This is a genomic window from Actinospineispora eucalypti (genome assembly GCF_039543365.1).
In the GTDB taxonomy this organism is placed as follows: Bacteria; Actinomycetota; Actinomycetes; order Mycobacteriales; family Pseudonocardiaceae; genus Pseudonocardia; species Pseudonocardia eucalypti.
In genome coordinates, this window is record NZ_BAABJP010000019.1 from 72,543 (window position 1) to 96,231 (window position 23,689).

A 23,689-nucleotide genomic window follows, 5' to 3' on the forward strand; every position below is an offset into this window, starting at 1 on the left:
ATGCCGAGCCTCGAGAACCTAAGGCGCCCGGCCTGCGCACGGTGAAGGACCTCAACCAGTCCAAGATCGACATCCTGGATCAGGCCACTCGCAGGGGCGGCGTCTACCCGCTGAGGAAACTGGCGCCGTACGGCATGAGCGAGTCCGACGTGCGCGACACGGTGCGCGCCGACGGCGGAACGCGGTACTCGATCCACGAGGGCGCCGACGGTGTCACACGGCTCGAGCGGCACACCCGGCGCTCGCAACTCGCCCGGTTGCTGAGGGGCGATCCAAGCGCACCCGCGTACGCGTCCAAGATCGTGCTTCCGGGCGACGTACCGAAACCCGGCGAGCCCGGTGGTCTCGTGCTCCCACCGAAACCCAGCGAACCCGAGCCCGAGCCGCAACCCAGTGAGTCCGGCAAGCTCGTGCTGCCCGGCACGCCGGAATCCACTGAGCCTCCTGGCAAGCTCGTGCCGCCCGGCACACCAGAACCCACCGAGCCCACCGGCAAGCTCGTGCTGCCCGGCACAACGGAACCCACCGAGCCCCCCGGCAAGCTTGTGCTGCCCGGCAGCTCGTCGAGCCCCAGCCAGCCCGGCAGTACCCCGAACCCCAGCCAGCCCATCAAGCTCTTCGTGTCCGGCAGCTCACCGAATCCCAGCCAGCCCCACCAGGTCGTGCTGTCCGACGGCTCGCCGAAACCCGGTGTGCCCGGCGGGTCACCGAAGCCCGGCGAGTTCTCGAAGCCCGGCGGGCCGAGCAAGCCGATGAAGGACGGGGAACGCATCGACGAGGTCACCCGTAAGGGTGGGCAGTACAACGTGGCCGATCTCGCCGCGCACCTCAAGATGTCGGAGGTACGACTCCTCGCCGCGCTGCGCAAGCTCGGGCCGCAGCGGTACGCGCTCAGCCGCAACTCCCTGGGTGCCTGGCAGGTCGACCGGCTCACCGACAAGCAGAGGAAGGCCCGGACGCTCCGCACGCCGCGGGGCGGGCTCAAGCCGACGGCATCGTTGCTCGAGCACATCGAGCAGGTGACTCGCGTCGGCGGCCGCTACACCTTGGACGAGCTCACCACCCACATCAACAATCTGCGCGCCAAGATCCACCTCGACCGGGTGACCTCCGAGCAGGTCCGCGAGGCGCTGGAATCGGCCCCGCGCGACCACGTCGGCCGGGTGCCCTATCGGGTCGGGCGGGATGCCACCGACACCGAGGTTGTGCTGCGTCCCAAGAGCCGCATGCGGCCGTTCGCGCCGCGGCCGGGCGCCGACGACCGGGCCGTCCCGGCGGTGATCGAGGGCTTCCACATGGGTCCGGAGCCGAGGCGCCTGGGCAAGGAGGCTTCGGCGCCGACGAAGCCCAAGGATGCGTGCGAGACGGACTGCGTCGGGTTCGTGATGAAGGAGGTCATCGCGCACCGAGCGACCGAACCGGGCTTCCAGCAACCGCGGCTGCCGCACCCGGATGCGGATGGCGAAAGCAAGATCGCCGCCGTGGAAGCCGCCTTCGGGCACCAGCGCCAAGCGACGGACGTGGAGGACCTCGCCGGCACCCTGCACGGGATCCAGAACGGCGAGTACATCCTGGTGCTGGCTGGGAAGGAGCACTCCGTCCTGCTGAGGATCGAGGACGGGAAGTGGACGTTCACCCACCAGACCAACGGCGAAGAACACACAATCGCGCACACTGATCCGCTGCTCACCGAGATCACCGGTGTCATCCAGGCCGATGGCTACCGGCCGGTCCGGTTCAGCGGCGCGACGCACGAGTTCGTCGTGCCAGCGGGAATCCACGGGCTCGCGGGAACCGGCGGTGTGCCCGCGCCTGGTCGGAGCCCGATGGAACCCTTCCCCACGGCGGTCCTCCCGGGATCGGTGGCCTCCGGCTCACGCTCCCGGTTCGGGTCGGGCGGTGCCGACCCCGGCTTGTTCCCGACGACGGAAGAGCCGTCAACGCCGTTCCTGGGTCACGGCAAGGCTCCGGAGAACCCCGATTTCCAGCCACCGAAGCCGGACGACCACTACTCCGGGCTGGACCCACCCAGCAAGGGCACCCACCAGGACCGGACTCCGGAGCAGCAGCGGGAACGCGGCGCGGACCCGGACGCCTCCCCGAAGCGGGTGCCGACCCAGGAGGAACTCGACCAGTACCGGCCCAAGGGTCGCGACACCAGGTCCAGGGCGGATCTGAAGAAGGAGATCAAGGACGCACAGCATGCGCTGAAGCAGACCAAGAAGGCCAAGGCCGAAGCGACGGACTCGGTCGCCAAGGCCAGGCGCGCGGTCAAGGACAACTTCGCCAGGGCCGAGCAGGACCAGCGGATTGAGCTGAGCCAGGCGTTGGCCAGGGCCAAGACCGAAGCGTCGAAGGCGGAACGCAAGCACGAGGCGGCCGAGCGCAAGTACACGGACGCCGAGCACGAGCTGGTCAAGCGGGACAAGCTGGTCGAGCTCGAGCTCCAGCCGCTGGTCAACCAGGCCCGAGAGCTGTGGTCGGAGCTGGGCGACGACAACCACTGGCTGTACGAGAAGCAGGCGCGCGGCGAAGAGCTGACGCCTGTGGAGCACGCCGCGCTCGCCGCGGAAGGCCTGTTGCGGACCGAGAAGTTCGACCCGTCGAACCCGGACGCCACGCCTGTGGTGCCGCACGATGTGCAGCTGGCCGCGTTCCTGGTGCGGGTGATCGGCGGGCCGCAAGGGCGGGGCGGCAGGTTGCGCGGCCTGGTGTTCGACCAGGAGATGCGCGGCGTGATGGTGGAGCAGGCCACCGGCGAAGGCAAGAGCTACGTCGACCGCATGGTCGCCACGCACCACGCGCTGGTCATCCGCGCCCGGCACGGCGTCGAGGCCCCCGGCCATGGCGTGCACGTGTTCAAGATTGACTACGAGCAGGCCGCCAAGCAGTACGAGGACGACAAGCCGCTGCTCGACTGGTTCGGACTCACCGGGGCGCTGATCAGTGACACGCATCCCGGCACCGAGGCGGACTACAAGGCCGACATCACCTACGGCACACCGCGCGCGTACCTGGAAGACTTCCTACTGGATCGCCGCCGGCCCGACGGCGAGAAGGTGCAACGCGGCTTCACCTACGCGGTGATCGACGAGATCGACGCGATCCTGGTGGACTTTGCCCGGCACCCGCTGCGGTTGGCACAGACGGCCGGGTTCGGCTACAGCAAGCTCCGCTTCGAGGCGCGCGACCTGGCGCACAAGCTGACCAAGGGTGAGCACTACCGCCTCGGGCGCGACGACGAGGCCACCATCAGCGAGGACCAGGCCAGCCTCATCGAGCAGTACACCAGAGACCAGGGCCGCGAGCGGGTGGTGACCGGCCTGTTCCGTGAGTACCTCAGCGACGCGCTCTGGGCCAAGCACCAGCCGACCAACATCAAACACCTGGTCCGCGACTTGTACGACGCCGAGATCCTGGACAACGCCACCGGATGGTCGCTGCCCGGCCAGCGCTACCGGGGCGGTAAACACAGCGCGTTGGAGGCCGAGCTCGGGCTCCCCGTCCGCCACGAGCTGACCACCCTCGATGAGATCAACATCCACCAGTTCCTCAAGGAATACGACTGGCTGTCCGGGTCCACCGGCACCGTCGATGGCATCGAGAAACTGGTCCGCAAGCTCTACGGCCTGCAAACCGTGGAGATCCCTCGCAACACGCCGGACCGCCGCGAATACACCCAGTGGCGGATCTGGGGCACCACGGACGCCAAGCTCACCGCGCTGGCCGAGAGCATCGCCCAGGACCACCTCGGCGGCAACGACCTCCCGCACGTGGTGTTCATCCGCGAGATCCCCGAGGCCCTGCGCCTGGCGCAAATGGTGTCCGAAGTGCAACTGAACGGCAAGCCCGCCGGCGTCCCCGTTGAGATCGTCAACGCGCTCGACGAGCACATCACCGGCCTGGCAGGCAAGATCGAACGCGCCTCCCGCCGGGGCTCCGTGGTGATCGCCACCAACCTGATCTCCCGGGGCTCCGACATCAAGCCGCTCAAGGAGGTGCTGGAGGCCGGTGGGCTGCGGGTCACGATCGCCAGCGTGTTCCCGAACCTACGCGCCCTGAAGCAGGCGTTCGGCCGGCCCGGCCGGCAAGGTGCGCTCGGTGAGATCAATGTGTGGCTGGACCTGCACGACCGGCTGCTGGCCGGATCCGGCATGGTCCACTGGCTGCGCGGACAGCTGGACGAAGGGGAGCTCACCGCACCCGCGATTCGCCGGTTCGCCACCTGGCAGATCAAACGCAGCATGAAGCGCGCCAACAAGCAGGACGTCAAGATGGCCGAGCGGGTAATCCTGGGCAAGGTCGAACCCGAAACCGAGCTAGTCGTCCAAACCACCACCACCGATGTCGATGCCGAGTTCGCGCAGCTCGCCGCCCAGATCGACGAGCTCGTCACGCAACGCGCCGAGCTGCGCGAGGAGGTGTTCGGCCGGTTCGACGCCGAGCGCGCCGCCGACTTCAACCAGGTCGAGACCGAGCTGATCCACTCGTTGGCCCAGTACCGCAAGCTCACCTCTCCCGCCGTGTCCGAACAGCGGGCGGCCACGGACGCCGAGCAGGATGCTGACGAGGCCCCGGAAGAGGTCGCCCTGGCCCTCACTCCCGCCGATGTGCGCCGGGCCAGGCAGGAGGCCGAGGCCGGCGAGTACGGCGAGGCGACCAAGACGCTGCACCGGATCGCCTCGGCGGCCGGGTTGATCGGCGTCTTCTCCGACGACGAGTGGGGTGCCTCGGGATGGGCCGAGCAGATCGCCAAGCAGACCCTCGCCAGCCTGCACCGCAAGGCCACCGAGCCCGGCTCCGCGCGCGAAACCGCCACGCTCTTCCGCCACCTGATGCTGCTGGAGAGCCTGGTCGACACCCTGCCCACCGACACGAAGGCCAACCGCCACGCCGCCGTGCTTGCCCAGGCGTTGCGCGAGCTCAACCGGTCCTTCGAACTGGGCGAGCAGCTGAACCTGAACCCTGACGAGGTGGCCGCCACCCTGCGGGTCGCCCGCCGGCTGCTCGCCGAACGGGAGGCCAGGCAGTGGAGCATGGCCGACGGCGACATCGAACCGTCCGCACTGGAGTCCCTGTTTACCTATGAGCTCGCCGTGTTCGTCGCCTGGGCCGAGGGCGCGGCCGACGAAACGATCGCCGCCGACCTCGGAATGACCACCGACGACGTCGAGCAACTGCGCGCCTTCGTGATCAGCTGGCTGGCCAACGACGCAAACCGCGCCGTGCTCACCGAAGCCGCCGTCCGCGAGCAGGCCATGGCCAGCTACGAGGCCAAGAGCAAGAAGGCCAAGAAGAGCAAGAAGGGGAAGAAGACCAACCTGTGGTGGCACGTCCGCAACCAGCTGCGCGACGCCCAGGACGCGCTGCACCCCGCCGAGACGGCGGACTGGGACCGCGAGGACCGCGTCGAGGAGCTCATCGCGCACATCCGCAATCTCGGCGCCAACCGCGACCGCGAGCAGGAGTACCGCGACCACATCTACCGCGCCCTGATCGCCGCCGGGATGACCTCCATCGCCGAACTGGCCACGATGGACGATGCCGCGATGGCCCGCCTCGGCGTGATGGAGTCGGAGGTCAAGGCGGTGCGCGCCGCGCTGCACCGCTACCGGAACGTGGACTTCCGCCACCACCGCGCACTGACCGAAGCCAAGATCACCTCGATCGAGCAGCTGGCCGCGACCGATGACGCCACGCTGGTCAAGCTCGGTATCGACCCGTCAAGCCGCGAGGCACTGCGCAGGGCGCTGGCCCGCGCGAACCTCGACCGCGCCCAACGGCGCCGCGCCGCCGCGCTCGTCAACGCGATGCGCACGCCCGGCGGCCCCACCCAGGAACAGCTCCAGCAGATTCTCAAGGCACTGCAGGGCGAAATCCTCGCGGACAAGAACACCCCCCTCGCCCGACTGCTGACCGGCAGCCTCGAAGCGCTGCTCACCGGCAACCTACTGGCCCCCATCTTGGCGATGATGCCCGCTCTGCCAGCCGAGCTCACCGCCCTGTTCGACCAGGCCGGCACCGCTGACGGCCTGGCCCGGTCGAAGCGGCGCGCGCTGACCGCCTACGCCGCCGGCACGCGGCGCCACCACGAGCCCGGCACCGACGGCGGGCTGGCAACCCAGCTCCTCGCCGTCACCGTGCTGGACAAGCACGTCAACCGAGAAAGGCGCAGCTGGTCCGAGGAGACCACCACCGAACACCGCCGGTTCCCCCTCCGCACACTGCTGATCAGCGCTCCGTCCGGCGCGGTCGGCGGCGGCGCACTCGGCATCCTCACCGGCGGCACCCTCCTGGCCATCGGCGGTTGGATGCTCACCGGGCTCGCGGCGGCCGCCGCGGTCGTGCTCGCCGTGCACCTCGTGCGCGCCCGTGGCCCCCCATCGGGCCGGTACATCGCCCTGTTCACCCTGGCCACCGTCGTGGCGCTAGGGCTGTCGCTCATGCTCGCCGGGCTGCCCGGCGCAGGATGGCTCACCCTCGGCGCGGCCGGCAACGGCGTCATGGCCGTCGTCCTCGCCGAGTTGCGTGACGCCTTCAAGAAGCAGCCGAAGCTGACCGGAATCCGAGCCCTGCTCTGGTCGATTCCGATCGCGGCCGGGTTCATGCTGATCAGCCACCTGGTACTCGGCACCGACCTGCACGTCAGCTTGCTCATGGCCGTCGGCGGGCTGGTCGCCAGGGCGACCGTCGTGCTCGTCGAGCACGTTCTTTCCCGCCGCGACCGCGACAACTCCGAGGCAGCCGCCAAGGCCACCACCGAGGCCCCCCGCAAGAATGTGCGGCCGCTCGTCACCATGGCGCTGCTTGCGGCCAACGTCCTCGTCTACCTGGTGGCCGCTTGGCAGGTCGGCGACCTGGAGACCGCCGGGGCCGCGCCGCTGGCCCAACACGGCGCGCTCGCGGCCGCCACGTTCCAAGGCTGGCAGTTGCTCAGCAGCGCCTTCCTGCACATGACCTGGTACCACATTGCGTTCAACATGGTCAGCCTCTACCTGCTGGGCCGGCAGCTGGAGCCGCTCCTAGGGCGGGCACGCTTCGCCCGCCTGTACCTGGCCGGGATGTTCCTCGGTGGCCTGTTCACGCTGCCCTTCGGCAACCCTGTGATGGGGGCCTCCGGCGCGATCTTCGCGCTGATGGGTCTCGGAGTAACGATCGAGCACCGCCGCCACGGCAAGCTCAGTGACCGGACCCGCTGGATGCTGGGCATCAACATCGGGTTCAACCTGGTGTTCGGTCTCGCGATACCGTTCCTCTCGGTCGTCAACCATATCGGCGGCTACCTCGCCGGCTACCTCATGGCCCGGCTACTGAACCCACCCGACCAGACCGACCCGGAGAAGACACCGACCCAGGCCGAGACCAGCCCAGCCAGGACCGTCCAGGGGCTGACGTCGGCGCTGACGTCCACGCTGACCCATGCCTGGGCGCGCCTGGGGCCATGGCAGTTGCTGGCCCCTGCCCTCGCCATGGCACTCGCCCTGACGATCCGCCATCCAGAGATCCTGGTCGCGTTGGTGATCCCGCCGGGCGGCTTGATCCTCGGCGCGTTCGTGCTCGGCGGCATGGTGATCGCCGCGGTGAAGCTGCTGCCCAGGGGCACCGTACAACGGCTGGTCAGCGAGCTCCGGCTACTCCTTGTGGCACTGGGTGCATGGCGTTGGCTCACGTGGAGGGTGGGTATCGGGATTGGTCTGCTCGGTTTGGCGTGGCTGACTGGCTCTGAGCAGATCCTCGGCCTGCTGGGCAGCGGCGGCGCGATGATGGTCTTCCCGCTCGGGCCAGGCGCCGCGCTGGTGAATCGAGTGCATTCGTTGGTGGATTCCGCCCGCCTGGCCCGTGTCGAAGACGTGGCGGCCACCCTCGGGGTCACGCCCGAGCAGGTGTTGGCCGTGGTCGATGGAAGGCGGGTCACGCACGCCGATGGGGTGTTGCTGGCCGTGCCGGGCATGGCGGTCGGTCCGCTGGGGCCACGGGGTAGCACCCCGGGTCCGAGGGGTGCGGTGTTCGCTCACGGCCAGGGCGACCAGTTTGCCGACGAGGTGGGGCGTGCATACGCACTCGGGTTCCGTCCGGCACTGGTCGGCACCTCGGAGGCCGCGCGGCTGCTGGCCGAGGGTGGCCAGTTCATGTGGGTGTTGCTGCTCGACGGCAGCCTGTGGGTCGCGCGGGAGCTCGTGGTGACGCGCGAGGGCGAGCCGCTCAAGTTCACCCACGGCCACTTGGCCAAGGGCGCCCAGGTGCGTGGCGCGGGCAATGTCTGGCTGTTGCCGGCCGTCGGCGGCCCGGTCGCGGTGGCCCTCGACGCGGAGAGCGGCCGCTACCACCCGGAGAACTCCGCCGCCGACAACGCCTGGGTCCGCTCGGTCGGATACGACGCGTTCAAGGCGTACGGCCACGACATTCCGCTCGCGCTCATCCAAATCCGTGATCTGGCCGAGCTCCCAGGTCTGGCCGAGCCGGCCGCCGGCCGGCCAACCCCCTCCAGCCACCCGACCCAGCACCTCAACGCCCCGTTGAACACCTGGGTCGACCCGGCCAACCAACAGGAACCTGCGCAGCGGCACCTGAGCGCGCCGCTGAACATGCCGGTGGAGCAACCCGACGAATCAGGCGACCGACGGGATGGTCTGGGACCGGTCGCCACCGTGGTCCTGTTCGTGGGCGGCATGGCCCTGGGCATGCTGGCGGCGCACTACCTGGCGGCGCTGGGGACCTCCGGGGCGGCCGGCACGATGGCCGCGATGGCGTTCCCGCCGTTCCGCTTCGGGCGGCGCGGCGGCCGGGACAGCGGCGAACCGAACGAGCCCGAGCAGCCCTACATCCTGGCGGAGACCGACGCGACGCCGCCGGCCGGTCTGACCCAGCTGAAGGTCCGTGTACCGAACGGCTCAGATTTCGCCGTCGAGTGGCTGGCCACGGCGGACGCGGGGCCGGAGCTGCGCGAGGAGAACGAGCTGCGGGCGGAGGCGGCCGCCCTCGAGGGCGAGGTCGTCGTCCCCGCCGCCCACACCGGCCGCGGCTTCAGCAGGTCCGACGACGGCCTGGGCTATGGCAACGAGTGGCGGGCGATGCGTGCGGATGTGCTGAACACCGCTCGCCTACTGCGCGGAGAGCACCCGGACTCCGGCCAGGAGGTCCCGGCGATCGCGTTCCACCGGGTCACGGCGCCGGAGACCGACCCGCGCCTGGGTCTGCCGGTGGACGCGATCGCCGGTTGGGAGGACCAGCTGCTCCGCATGCTCGCCAACGATCCGGCCGGTCGGGCGAACGTGGCCTTCCAGGCGGTGTTCGCCAAGTTCCACGGTCTCGAAGACGGCGAGGCTCAGGTGCGCGCGGCGATCATGGAGCGGGCCGTGCCGTGGCAGGACGGCGCGCCCGAGTTCCCCGACTCGTGGCTGACCGAGCGGGGCGCACGCGAGATCATGCTGTTGCGGGAGAGCAACCCGGACGCCTACTGGAGGCTCATCCGTGCGTTCCCCCAGCGGTTGGCTGAGCTGGAGCGCACCTTCACCAACCAGAAGGGCGCCTACTGGCTGGACATCGCGAAAATCTACGAGTACCACCTCCATCTGGCCCTGCTGGCGCACGCGCCGCCCGTTCAGGTCAGCGCCGAGGATCTGAACCGGGCGATCGGTCTCGCCGAGCGCGAGCTGCAGGCCCTGGTGGAGGGGTCGGGCTGGACGAAGGGCCAGCAGCGTAAAGCCTTGCGCCAGCTGATCTCCGCCCGAGATGAGCGGCGCGCGACCGAGGACGTCGCCGAGGCGGTCGGGGCCTACACCCGCTATGTGGCGATCGTCGCCGACCTCGCCGGCGTGAACCTGGACCCCCAGGACGCGCTGATGCTTGGCGCCCGCCTGGTGACCTGGCACGTCGGCACCGCCGCCCAGTACCGCTGGGAGGTGCCGTGGGAGCACGACGGCGGTATCAGCCGCCTCGAAGGATGGTCGCCCCTCCCTGAAGAGCTCCGGACGCTGATCACGGAAAGGCTCGTCACCAGGGTGCCGGAAGCCCTGCGTAGAGACATCCTGCCCAAGACCGACGACGAGTTGATGCGCTGGTGGCTGGAACGGAGCGAGACCCACCCGCTCCAGCGGATCCGGCGCATCCTCCGCGAGGGCAGGCCAGCACCGGAGCACCTCAACCGGAGCACGCTGGACCCGGAGGCACCGGCGATCCACCATCCGTGGGAGTCCGACGGCGGCATTGAAAGGTCACGCTCGCCGTGGAGCACCATGCCGCTGCTGATTCCGGCCTCCGACCTGATCCCCTATGCGCTGCGGGTGGCGGCGCTGGCCGGGCTGCTGGTCCTGGTCGTGGTCCGGTTGGCCAGGACGCATACGGCCGGCGACGACACCGCGACCAGAGGTGGTCCGGCCCCGATGGCGGATACCTCCGACCCGGGCTCCGCCGGGTGGGACGGGCACGGCGAGAAGGCCCAGCTCGACTCCGAACGGCCCAGCAGCACGTACCTCTCCGACCGGCGCGAGCGTTCCCCGCCACTCGGCTGGGCGTTGCCCCGGTTCGCCAGCTGGGTGCGCATGTTCACCACCCAGCGCTGGCTGGACCTGGCCAGCCTGTTCGCGGCCGGCGTGACCTTGGCGTCCGTGGGAGCGCTGTTCTTCGGCTATGCCACCGGCGCGGCGGTCAGCGGCGGCGCGGCCATGGCTTTGGGTGGCTTCGACCGCTTGCCCGAGGAGCTCGTGTCAGGCTCGGCACGGGAGCGCCGGGAGGCGGACGGCCGCGGTGGGCTGTTCCGCAACAAGGCAGCTCGCCGGCTGGATGCGGCCGAGCGACTCATCGCGCAAGCCGAAGAGCAGCCGGTCGACCAATGGGCCAGCGCGGTGGAATTGCTTGATCGTGCGGAAACACAGCTTCGCCTGAATAGGTACCACCGGTGGACGGGTCCTGACGGGTGGGATGCCGAGCGGCTAAGGAAACGAATCGTTGCGGAACGTGTCCGAATCGCGCGCTATCGCAATGCCCATGACCCGCTGGTAGAGGCCGAACTTGCCGAACGAGTCGGCGCATTCCTCAACAGGTGGACCAGGAAACCATCAGGTTTGCGGAAACGCGCGTGGTTGATTCGTGAGCGAGCGAGAGACATTATCGGGTACGTCGCGTCAGCCTCGACCGGTCGTCGGATGGAGCGAATCACAACGGACGATCCACTCGGCGCGTTGTTCCACGCCGCGCTTGATGAATACGAGAGGCTTATCGCCGAGGTCGACATCGACCCCGAGACCCGCAAGTACCTCGCGGAGTTCCTCGAACGGGTCCGTGAGCACAGCGTCTGGGAGACCGCGCGGTGGCGCTCTTACCCTGGGTTCTGGGCGGCTACCGAAGTTCACCGGCCGGAACGCTCAGAGTCCGCGGTCCTCAGGATGCGGATGCCTCGCCGGGCGGTGAAGCCGCGCGGCAGCATTACGCAACTCTTGGCGGCGCTAGGGCTCGCCGCCGGGCACTCGGACGCGATTGTGTTCGAGATGCTCGCCGCTGTTCTCCATGAGGCGAACCATGTGCTCCAGTCCGCCGACGGGGCGGCCCTGGGCTGGCCACTCTTCATGGGGGACGGCGAACTCGCCAGGCGAGTGGCTGACAGGCGGATCGTGACAGGCTCTTCCCTCGACCAGATAAACGAGCAGATCGCGGAAGGAATCGCCCAAGTACAGCGCGCTCGGTCCCTGACCGACACCTACCAGCTCACCCAGGCGCAAGCCAGCTGGCTGCCCCAACTACTTCACGCCACTTACTACGGCGATCTAGGAACCGACGTGCGCGTGGGTTCCCAGGTCTACGCCGACCACCTGGGCGAGGCCGCGGTCCGCGCGACCTTCCGTCTGCTTGCGGACTACCGCACGCCCACCGACTTGCCCGAACCAGTGCGGAGCATGTCTCGGCTGCACCACGAAGGCTTGTTCAGCCTGCTGCTTGTGGGGCTGATCTTCGGCAACACCAAGGAGCTCGAGGGGCAGTTCGCCCGGCACGGTGTGCTCACGCGCTCCATCCCCAACCGAAGCAAGCTCGACGAACTGATCACTGAGGCGGCGCGCGACCCCCAGGCGCCCACCGTCGAACGGCTGTGGCGAGCTGATTACGAGCCCGGACAAATCGCCGAGCAGCTGAACCTCGACCTCCGCAAGGTCCTGCTCATCCTGCGGGAAAGGCTCACCATCCACGATTTCATCGCGCGCTACCGCGGTACTACCGAACCCACCCGGCCGCAGAACCGCGGCCCCAGCGACGGCCTCCATGCCGGTTCCGTGATCGCCATCGCACTCACCGGCCTCACCGCCGCCGTGGTGACCTGGTTGCTCACCCGGGACTCGACGCTGGCCGGCGGCGCGGCCATGGCGGTGGGCGGCTTCGACCGGTTCCTACCCGAGGAACCCGACGCTGCTGAGCAGACAGACCGGCACGGGACCGCTCGGTGGTACGCCAAGCCACCCGCCATCGTGGCCAAGTGGCTAATGTCGTTTGCGGCATTGAAGGTTTCGGCGCATTGGCCGAACGCGGCACGGTCAATGCTTCATTACCTGGACAACACCGGTGTGGATCTTTACCTCAATGTAGACCAGATGCTCGCCGACATGCCCCTGTTCCGGCGCGAGGTAAAACAGACCATACTCGACGCAGTGGTTGCACAGAGCGGCAAGTACAACCCCGTGGTGCGGTTCGACAGCGGCAAGAAGCAGTCGGGCGCGGGAGAAAACAGAGACTGGTACCACACGATAGGCCTATTCCAATATCAGGTGACCGGGACGGCGTCCATCCGCCATCAATGGGATTCAGATAGTCGGCCGGCCTTTGACGCTACCTACCGGGTGAAGGTGTTCGACCGATACGACTGGCACCCGGGCAAGAGCGTCCATATCGGACCGATTCGGGTTGGCTTCTCAAATAGGTACATTTCGATCAGCGACTGGTTGATGGACCTCCCCAACCGTGCTGGGCTAGCCAAGCCGTTCGACGCTTACGGCGAAAGCCAAGACCACCGGTTCGAATGGTCAGGTCGCTTTTCTATGGTCCCTCTGTTCCAGGCCGACGTGTCTGCTGGCGAAACTCGGACTGCTCGCGCGGCGTGGTGGCTGCGGGCGGTTCGGGCGGTGGCGGGTGCACTGGCCAGGCTGTGGTCGGTGATTACCCACCGTGGCCCGCCGTGGCGCTGGCTGGTGAAGTCCGGTCTGGCGCTGGTGGTTGCCACGGTCCTGGCCACCGTGCTCGCCGGGGATGCCTCGGCCGAAACCATGACCGGTGCCGCCGGCGTCTTCACGATTGGTGAAGGCATCGCGCGCGGGGCCTCGGTCGCCGTCATCGTGGCCGCGCTGGTTGCCCTGACCTGGCGGGCTGATCGCAAGAAGTCGGTCATCGGCGGTGGGTCTCCCGCCAAGGACGAGTGGATGCGGGAGGTCGCCGGGCCGGCTCTCGCCGCCAGAGCAGTGAGCGACGGTGAACTGGTCGCGGCCCAGACCCGGGTCACGATGCTCGTGTCGGCCGGTCGGAAGCTCCTGAACTATCTGAACCGTCGACTTTTCGGCGGTTCCGGGCTTACCTGGCATGGGCTGAAACATCTGCTGGGACGCCAATTGTTCGGCGCCGATCGCTGGCACTTGAACTGGAATCAGGGCATGCTGCTGGGCCTCGCTGGTGTAGTCGTTGGCGCGGTCGCGGCGAGGTTTGATCTGGGGATACCTGCGCTTTTGGGTGCGGCCGCCCTGTTCGTCGTTAGCTGGCAGAAGCGGAAGCAAATCTGGTCGCCGCACGAGATCCCGCTATGGATGAAGGTGTCCGGGCCAAGCAGTCGCGGATTGCTGATGGGCGCAGGTTTCACACTGTTGTTCGATTGGGGTCTGCTGACGACCTTCACGGTTGCCGCCGTCCTCATCGCGGCAGCGGAGCTGCGCTACCAGGTACAGCGAGCCGTCTGGAAAGACTCTGCCTCACTCGCGCATTCCGCAAACCAGCGCCGGCTTACCGTACTCATCGCCATAGCCGCAGCGATTCTCGTCATCACGATATTGCACGCCTGGAGCGCACTGTTCGGCCTGGCGCTGCTCGGCCACGGCGCCGCCGCGCTGCAAATGGCGGTTATGGTGCCGTTCTCGAGCGGGGTCGTCAGGGCCGGGTCCCGTGACGTGTTTGAGATCGAGTGGACGACCAGGTTCTTGGCGAGCGTGGCGGACCAGGGGGAGCCGGTCACCGAGTACGGCTCCCGCCTCAAGCAGCCACCGACGCTGCGGTTGCTCGATCTCAACCCAGTACTACTGAACCAGTTCGTGGCGGCCGATTTCGGCGACCTGCCGGACCGCTTGATCGCCCACTACCTGCCGGGACGTCACGAGGTCGTGATGCTCAGGCCGGTCACGGAGATCTTCGAGGCCGCCGGTCTGCTGGGCTGGCTGGTGGATGAGTACGCCAAGCCGTTCGGCCGCGACGGCGACGACCCGATCTTGGTGGATCCCGACGGCCCCGAGCGCGAGGCAGCCGTCGTGGACCTGCTCGACGCCGGGCTGCTGGGATTGTTCGGAAGCTTGCGCGCCAGGTTCGCCGTCGAGGCGGTAAACATCGACGCTCTTGACCCGCGTGTGCTGGTCAAGCTGGTGGACGCCGCGCGCAACCCCAAGCGCTCCGCGCTACCTAACCAGGCGAACAAGCAGCAGCTGCCCGCTGACGCGGGCTGGACCCCGCGACTGCGCAAGCGCATGGTCGAGCTGCTGCGGACGGAGGTGGCCAAGCTTCCGGCGAGCGCCCCCAAGTTCACCCCGCTGCCCGACCTCGACGCGATCGATCGCGCGCTCACCGAATTCCGCTCGGACACGGGTTGGTCCGCGCTGGCGCTGCCCTATCGCGGCGACAGCAGGCCACGGGGCGGCAACCACACGCCGAGCGGGAAGGGCCCGATGGTCGGTTTCCGGATCGGCGAGGAGTTTGAGGACGGAGTCTTCCTGGGGACCTCGCACACCCTTCTCCCGATGCATTACCGAGAGAAGCTCAAGAAGCTCGGTGTGGAGTTCGTCCAGATCGACGGCGACGGCGGCGGCCTTCGGAGCCGGGAGCCGGTCGCCATGCGTCTGGCCGATCCGGCGTCACGCCTACCGGCACCCGGCGCGATAGGCGAAGGGTTCCGCACGTATGTCTGGTTGAGCGAGGCCGTGGACATCCCGCACTGGGGAGCAATGCCGTTCGCGGCTACGTTCTTCGAGTCGGCCGAGACCCTCGTGCTGGCACGCCGGCCAGGGCCAGCACCCATCCTCGGGAAAGAGCTGGCTGTCGCGACTCCGGTGCTCGCCGACGAGGTTGCCAGTCTGGCCGGTGCGCAACGTCGGGCGCTCAGCGGCGCCCCCGATCGTGACCGCGGCGACGGATTCATCTCCTGGTACCTCAACCAGCATCCACACCTGTACGGCGGGGCGCTACCACTGCGACTGGGCTCGGTGGCCGTCATCATGCACGGCCACCGAGTTGCGGGTGGCACGCCGGGGACGTTCGCGGCATCTCTCATTCCGGCCACGGTGCCGTTCTCGATATCGAGCGGGTTCGCACGCAACATCGGCTACACCGGCCCGACCAGTCCGATGCGAGTCGGCGTGGTTGGCCTCCCCGGGCAGACCTTGGCGGCTCCGAGCTTCGCGGCCGATCACATTGCCGGTGCCGACCTCACCCGGCATTTGCTCATCGTCGAGGTCGACCCCGTCGCGAAGAAGGCGACTCTGATGCCGGAGCATCCCGCGCCGGCATTCCGCGCGCCCGAGACGCGGCCGCTCGGCGGCGCCGGCCAGTCTGGTCAGTCTGGTCAGACGAAGGCGGGCAGGCAGGTGCTGAGCCGCCGGTCCCCTGCCGCGCGGCAGAGCACGCCGATCGAGTCGTCGACGCCGGTTCGGGGTGTGGCGTTGTGGTCGGTCGCCATGGCGCTGGCGGCATCGCCGGGCGAACTGACCATCGAGGAGCTGCAGGCGCTGGTCGGTGACCTCGGGTTGGAGGCGCTGAACGATCGGTTGAAGATCTTGCGGGATATCGGTCTCGCCGAGCGCAGGTGGAAAGACCGGGGAGGAGGCTGGCTGCACTTCGGCTCGGCGGACTTGCCGGGACTGCTGCGCTGGCTCGATCAACTCACCGATGAGGACGCGGTCAAGCCCGCCGCGGAGAACACAGACGCGCTCGTTTGGCGCTGGTTGGCGCCGGCCGCCCCGTTCATCCCGAGTGAGATTCCGGTGTGGGAGCTCGCCGACGCGGTACGGACGGTGTTGGACAGCCAGGAGGAGCCGACCGATGGGGATGGGCAACCGGAGTTGCCCTCCAACTCGGTCTGGGCATTGGTCAACGAGCTCCCCGACGCGCCGGGCGATATGACCGCCGGCGCGCTGAAAGATCAACTGGGCGACATCACTCTCGACGCCATCAGGGAGTGGCTGGACGAGGGGGTCAGCCTCGGCCTGTTCGGCTTCCGCACGTACGTGCCCGAGACCGGCGGCACGGGACGGGCCTACTTCCTGTTGCCACACACCCGGTTGATGCTCAAGCTCCTCGACCGGCGGCTCACCCTCTATGACGGGCTCGAGCTGGAGGTGACGGACGCGATCGCGGCTCTGCTGATGTCACACGCGGCGGAGGGCAGCGCGGCACGCATCGGACCGGACCTCCGCTACCTGCTCACCTGGTGGGCGCTGGACCACAACAGCCCACTGTTCGGCGTGACCGAACTGGCCCCCGCCGATCCCGCCATCACCATGCAGACCCGTGCGCGGAAGGCCGAAGACGATTCGGTGCTCCTGCCCATCGTGACCCCCTCGCCCAAGACACTGTGGGCCTTCTTCAGGGCACTGCTCGAGCTGCGCAACGCCGACGCCAGCGGCAATGCCGAGAACCAGCGGCTCACCACCGCCGCACGGCTCGAAGCCCAGTTGGCCGGCGGTTACAGTGCCGCCACCCTCGGTCGGCAGCTCAAGGTGTTGAAGCTCCGGGGGCTCGTCGAAACGACTGACTCGCGGTACTACGAGCTCACACCGCTGGGACTTGAGTTCCTCATCGCGATGGGCCACCCCGCCGTCATGGCCGAAGACGCGATGGCCCACCCCGTCAACATGGACAAACGAGCGCGCATCGCGGCCGGTCGCATGCGCGCAGTGGCAATGGGCCGCGAACGGGCACTGCGCCCGGCCAAGGAAGCCCCCGCACTCGACAAGGCCATGGCCGAGCTGCTGAAGGCGCTCGGCAACACCGGCACCAGGGCGGACGACCCCGACCCGGGCACTGACCACGACGAACGGGAACAGCCGAGCCAAACTCGCGAAGCACACAACGCGGCCGCTGGGATCATCGGCGGGTTGCTTGGCGAGCGGCTGCGCCAACACGGCGAGCTGCTCGGGCAGTCCGCGCCCGACCCCTTCCGCGGGTTGTGGCATTTGATCGACATCAGCGTTCCCACGCTGGTGATCTTGGGAGTCGTCGTCGGGGTGGCAGTGGTCGTGGGCGTCGTGCTGGCGGCTCGGCTGGCCAAGGTTCGGGCGACCACGGTCGTGGGCGGAGTGGACTTCGCCACGCCAGGGCTGCCCGTCGCCCTGGTCGGTGAGGACTGGGCCGAGCAGGGGCTCCCGCTCACCGAGCGGGAGGTGCGCGATTGGCGGGCCATCGACGCGGTGATCGCGCGGCTCGACGAGACCCATGGGCTGAGCCCGGACGCGGTGCACGTCCTCCGGCTGAGGTACGGCACGTCGCTGGTGGGTGCTTCGGACAGGGTTCTCGCCAGGTATGTGGCGAACGCGGAGAAGATCTCGCGCGAGGATCTGGAGCGGGAGCGCGAGCAGGGCTTGGAGTTGGGGCTCGACCCGGCGCAGGCCGCGCACCGCCTGCTGGTCCAGCGGATGACGCAGTACGCCGTGCGGCTGGTGAACCACGACCACCACGAGAGCGCCAACCGCGAATACAACTGCATCAGTTGTGCGATCGCCTCGGACACCGGTCGGCCGAGGACGGTGGAGCCAGGTCCGGTGCCGCCCGACAAACGCGTAAACCTGGCCGTGTACTTCGAACAGCTGCGGCTCGGGATCGAGGCGCGGTACGGCCGCCGCTTCCAGACCGTCGCCGGCGAGACCGAGGTCCGGTCGATCATGCTCGCCGCCGGCGTCGGCGCGCGCGGGATCGTCGCCACGGACTTCCACGTGTTCAACGTGCGCACGGTGCTGGCGCTGATCGACGGTGAGTTGCAGAAGGTGGTCGTCTTCACCGACAGTCTCTCCGGTGGGGCGCCCACGACCGATGATCGCGCCGACATCCGGACATTCCTGCGGACCGATGACGCCCCGGCGCCGCTGAGCGCCGACACCACCGAGCCCACCAACAACGGCGAGGCATCCGCCGCGCGGCTTGACGGAAACCCCGCACAGAGACCAGGGGCTGCCCGCGCCGAAGGCCGGTGGCCGACCGCGCGCCGGCTGCTGGTGATCGGGGTCGCGGTGCTGGTGGCGGTCGGTGTGTGGCGGTTGTTGAAGTTCCTGCGCCGACAGAACGCCCCGCCGACGCCCCGTCTCGCCAAGGCCGCCCCGGCGCGTCCGGTCGATCCCAGCGTCGAGGAGACAACCACCTCGTGGATCAAGCGGACGTTCCCCGCCCTGGAGTCCGAGGGCTTCGGCGCGTTCACCGCCATGCGGCTGATCGCGGAGTTCGCCGCCTGGATGCAGGGCACCGCGATGGGGTACCTGGTGCTCCACCAGGGCACCGCGGAGAACCTGGGCTGGGCCGGCTTCTTCCTGGCCGTTCCCCTCACCCTGTTCACGGTGCTCGCCGGCTTCCTCGCCGACCGCATCGACAAGCGCCAACTGCTGAGCTGGGCCTACATCAGCCTGTCCGTGACCATGGGCGTCCTGGCGGTGCTCACCGGCAGTGGCCTCGCCACGATTCCGGTGCTCTATGTGGGGTCGTTCCTGCTCGGGGTCGGCTACGGGTTCATGGGTCCAATCGGGAACGCGTTCGCCTTCGACATGGTCAAGGCGGAACACCAGCGCAACGCCACCGCGCTCACCGCGATGTCCAACAGCCTGGTGCGGACCGCGAGCGTCGTGGCCAGTGGGGCGCTGATGGAGTTCCTTGGCGCCGACGGGGTCTTCCTGCTCAACGCGTTCGGTCTCGGGATGGTGGCGCTGGCGCTCGAGCGCTTCCCGTCGCCACAGCCGCGCCGTGCACCGCTGCCCGATCAGCCACGGGAGACCGCGCTCGGCCACCTGAAGACCGTGCTTGGTCACCTGGGGGAGACGCTGCACGAGGTGGGCCGGCGGCCGGCCCTGGTCAAGATGCTGCTGGTGGTCCTCGCGGTGGCCTCGTTCGGGTTCGGCACCCTGAACGTGACGCTGCCCCTGCTGGCCGAGAACTTCTACCGCGACGCCAGCACGTTCGGCCTGCTGTCCGGCGCGGTGACCTTCGGCTCGTTCGTCGGCTCGTTCGTCACGCTGTTCTGGCTGGGGCGCAAGCAAGGCACCCTCCAGCCGCGCTGGGTGTACGCCGCCGCGGCGGTGTTCGGGATGTCCTTGATGGCCGCGGGCCTCTTGCCCAGCTTCATCTGGTCGCTGCTGGCGCTGCTTCCCGCTGGCGCCGCGCTGATCGTCTTCGCCAACGGCTCCTTGACCTACGTCACCGATTCGGTGCCGGACCCGGCGCAGCGCGGCCGGGTCGCCGGGTTCTACCAGCTGGCATTCAGCGGCGCCGTCCCGCTCAGCGCCTGGGGGGCCGGGCTGCTCGGTGAGTTGTTCGACGGCTGGGTCCCCGCCGTGGTGATGGGGGCACTGGCGGTAGTCGTGTCACTGATGGCGCTCGGCTCGGCCCGGGTACTGGCCGCCGGCGCTGGTGCGGCCGTGCCGCTGGGCGGTGCGTTCGCGGTGCTCGGCGACGACGCCGGCCCGCCGCTGCTGCTCGGGGCCGGCGTGACGCTGCTCGTCTGGGCCGGCGTGCGCAAGGTGACCCCCTTCCACCGGGCGCGTGGTCCTCCGGGGCTGGTGCTCACCTTGCTCACCAGCGCGGCGGTGCTCGCCCTGACGCTCGGGCTGAGCCACGCGACCGTGCCCTTCGCCGTCGCGGCCATGGCCGGACCGGTTGCCGCGGTCAGCGTGCTGGCCGGGCTGCGCGCGGTCACCCCGCCCGCGCACCGGGCGCGGTGGATCGCCGGCGGCGTGCTGGCGGCCCTCACCGTGCTGGGCGTCATCTTGGCCGCACCGAACGCGGACGCCACGATCCTCGCCGCCGCCGTCCTCCCGGCCATCGCCGGCGACGGCCTCACCGGCGCTGCCAAACGCAGCCTCCGGACCCATCTTCACCACCTCTCGACGACTGCCCGCGCCGCGTTCAGCGGCCGACGGCTCGCCATCGTCGGGCTGCTCGTGCTGGGCGCCTTCCTGGTGCCCGCCCTCCTCGGTATCTCCGGCACCGCCTTCGGGGCCGTGCTGAGCGCCGCCGACCTCCCCACCACAACTGAGCCGCAAAGCGGCTGGTGGGAGGGGGTGCCGGCGCTCGCCGGCGCCCTGTTCGCAATTCGATTCGCCGCAACTGGAGGAATGTCATGGGTGACACGCGCACTCCGGAACACGACCCGGCGACCTGCCAGCTTCCTGGCTGCTGCCGGCCGATTCCCGAGCACCCCGGGCGGGAGGGGCAGGCTCGCTACTGCAGCCCCGACCACCGCAGCGTGGCAATGGAGCTCCGCCGCAGGGAGAAGTACAGCAACCGCTGACGACCCGACCGAGCCCCGGTCGGCTACCCGGACGCCCCGGGTGGCCGACCGGCCCGGTCACCACAAGCACGACGGCGCGGCGGGGCTCGATTCCGAGACCGCCAGGGCGTTTGGCGACGCGCTGCCCGAACTGCGACGGTTCGTGTTGCCGGTTATCCGGTCGATTCCGTTCGGCATCCCGGCGCCGCCGGTTGAGCTGCTCGACGCCGAGCTGGCGCGGCCCGAGCTGCAGGCACGCGGGCTGGGCAACGTCCCGGACGACCTGCTGCTGTTCCGGCACGACGGCAAGCTGGTGGCCTTCGCCCACACCTGGGCGGAGCTCATGGCGCTCACCGACGCCGGGCTGCTCGGCAGGGCGTTCTGGCGGGGACTGGTCGGCCACGAAGAAGGCCACGCCGACGGCACCTGGGAGTCGCTGGGCGAGGCCGCTCACCTGGCCGACGCGCAGATCTGGGTCGATCACTGGTTGTTGGCGCGCGTGCACGTTCGACGGGCGACGGCCCTGCCGGACGCGCTGGAACTGCTGGCCGAGGCGGAGCGCCACCGCGAGCACGGTGAGTGGCGGCACCTGCCAGGCATGCTGGAGCGGATCGCCGTCGCGTTGGCCCACGCCGAACTGGCCATGATCCGGCTGACGGTCGAGGCGCTCCTGGCCGGGCCGGCGGGGGCGTTGGGCGACGCGTGGACGCGGTTGGACGCGCTGCGCGCCGCGGTCACCAACCAGATGGAAACCGATCCGAACCCGTTCGACAAGCGACAGGAAGCCGTCCACTCGGCCAGGGTCGCCGGGTCCGATCCTCAGTACTTCTCCGAGGCCGCCGACTGGCTGGACCTGACCGAGGACGGGCTGCGCGCGTTGATCGAGCGCGAGTCGGAGCTGCTGCTCGGCCCGGACAACCGCGTGTGGGCGGTGCCGGCAGGTGCGCTCGCCGCCGGGTTCGCCGCGCGGGTGGAGCACCGGCCGACGGTGCAGCGGCCGAGGGCGCACGACGTGGTGCTCGAGCTGTCGTTCGGCGCCAACCAGACGCTGGTGATCGAGGGCGAGCGGCTGACGAAGATCGTCGACGACGCCCTGGCCTGGCTGCCAAGCTCGCTCGACCCGGTCGAGCGGACTCGCTGGCTGCTCTGGCTGCTCGGCCTGGCCGCGAACGCCGGTCTGGTGCTTGCCGACGAGAAGGTCGAGTTCGACCTAGACCGCCCGGTCGCGCTCACGCCGGCCATGATGACCGGTGGCGTGACCAGCCGCATCGAGCTGCGGTTGACCAAGATCGGACCGGGTCGCTTCCGGCTGGGCGACATCCGGCTCCCGGCCGATCTCGGCCTGGGTCAGCCGGTGTACCTGCCGGGCGGCGGAAGCATGCGCGCGCCGTTCGTCAGTACCCGGACCGCGGCTGACCGGGACGACGTGTCGTTCGTCGTGAGCGGCAACGGCTGGACCGGTGCGGTGGTCTCCAGCGGTGGTGTGCGGGGCAACAATGAGGACGCGGCCGTCCTCACCGCCGCGGATGGCCGCTACATCGCGAAGGTTGGCGACGGGGCGGGCAAGTCGTACGAGCCGTACAGGGGTTCGCACGGCGCCACCAAGGCCGGCGCGGCCGTCGAGCTCAGCTCGCTACCGGCGGCACTGGGCGCGCCCGCGCGCCTGAGCGAGCGCGCGGCTCGGGTGGCCAACCGGGTGGTCGCGGCCTTGCGGTCGGTCGACGGCAAGCGCTCGGCAACCACCTACACGTCGGTGCTGATCACCCCGTCGCCCGAGGGCGGTGACCAGGCCACGGTGCTGGCGACCGGGGACAACGTGGTCTTCCGCGTCTCCAGCCGCGGGATCACCCAGGTCAACCAGCCCACGTACGAGTTGGGCGAGCAGGCCTGGCCGGAGGGCCTGCTCAGCGACCTGTTGCCCGATGGCTTCCTGCGGGCGCGGACCTTCCCGCTGGAGGAGGACGAGTGGCTGGTCGTGGTCACCGACGGCGTGGCCCGTTACCTCTCGGAGGGCGCCGTCGAGCTGTTCGGTGTGCTCGACGGGATGACCGACCCGCTCGCCGCCGCCCGGGCGATCGTCGAGTTCGCCCTCCGCGCGGGCGGTAAGGACCACACCACGGCGGTCGTCCTCGCCCCCAACGCGGCGATCGGCACGCCGATTCGCCCGGGGGCCGGCATATTTGACCAGCTGCACATCAACCCGAGAGCCACTCACCGGGGCTTCGACGGGGACGACCGGCGCAAGGCCGAGAAGGCGATCAGCGAGTCGGTTCCGGTTGCGCGGATCCGCAACCCGAACGGCCAAGGTGGCGTGGTCGTGATGCAAGACCTCACCGCGCGGTTGCAGCGGGCCTACAACGGTCCGCACGACATGTACTACTACCTGGCGCCGGACGGCTCGATCTATCTGGACGCCCGGGTGTTCCGCGCGCTGCTCGCCGGCACCAACCCGAACGAGGCGCTGCTGCCGGACGATTCGTTCCGGCTCGAGTGGGAGCGTCAGCACTCGGCACCCAACTGGTCGACGCTGCTGTACCGGGCCGAGCGACTTGCCGCCCTGCGCACAGGTGACCCGCTGGCCTTCTGGGATGCGCTGGTCAGGCTCGCTCCCGAGGTGTGGTCGCTGCACAGCTGGTTCCACGCCCTGAAGAGCGACGACGAGCGGCGTCAGCACGTCGATGAGATCAGGGAGCTCGGCCGTTTGCTCTGGCCGGTCATGCCGGACGACATCCTCATCCACACGATGCCGGCTGGCTCGTGGCAGGTCAGCAGCATGCGCGAGCGGCTGGGCAACCTGGGCTTCAACCAGTCACTGCTGCGGCAGCCGCCTGCGGCACCACATCCCCGGAGGGGGCTCGTCCACCGGTTGTTCGGTGACAAGACCGCCTCGGGCCCGCGCATTACGCGGATCGAGGACGGCGAGGCGTTCCCGCTCTCCCCGCGCCAGACGCACACGATCGGACGCGGAGTTGACAACCACATCCAGGTCCCGGA

Annotated in this window: 1 protein-coding gene (running past both ends of the window); it reads left to right on the top strand. The window is 69.2% G+C overall.

The coding region annotated (locus ABEB12_RS20280) for an MFS transporter (RefSeq protein WP_345702982.1) crosses the window boundary (this coding region is incomplete at its 3' end): on the top strand, nt 1-23,689 show 23,689 of its 69,706 nt. The annotated region is longer than the window, extending 13,081 nt past the left edge and 32,936 nt past the right edge.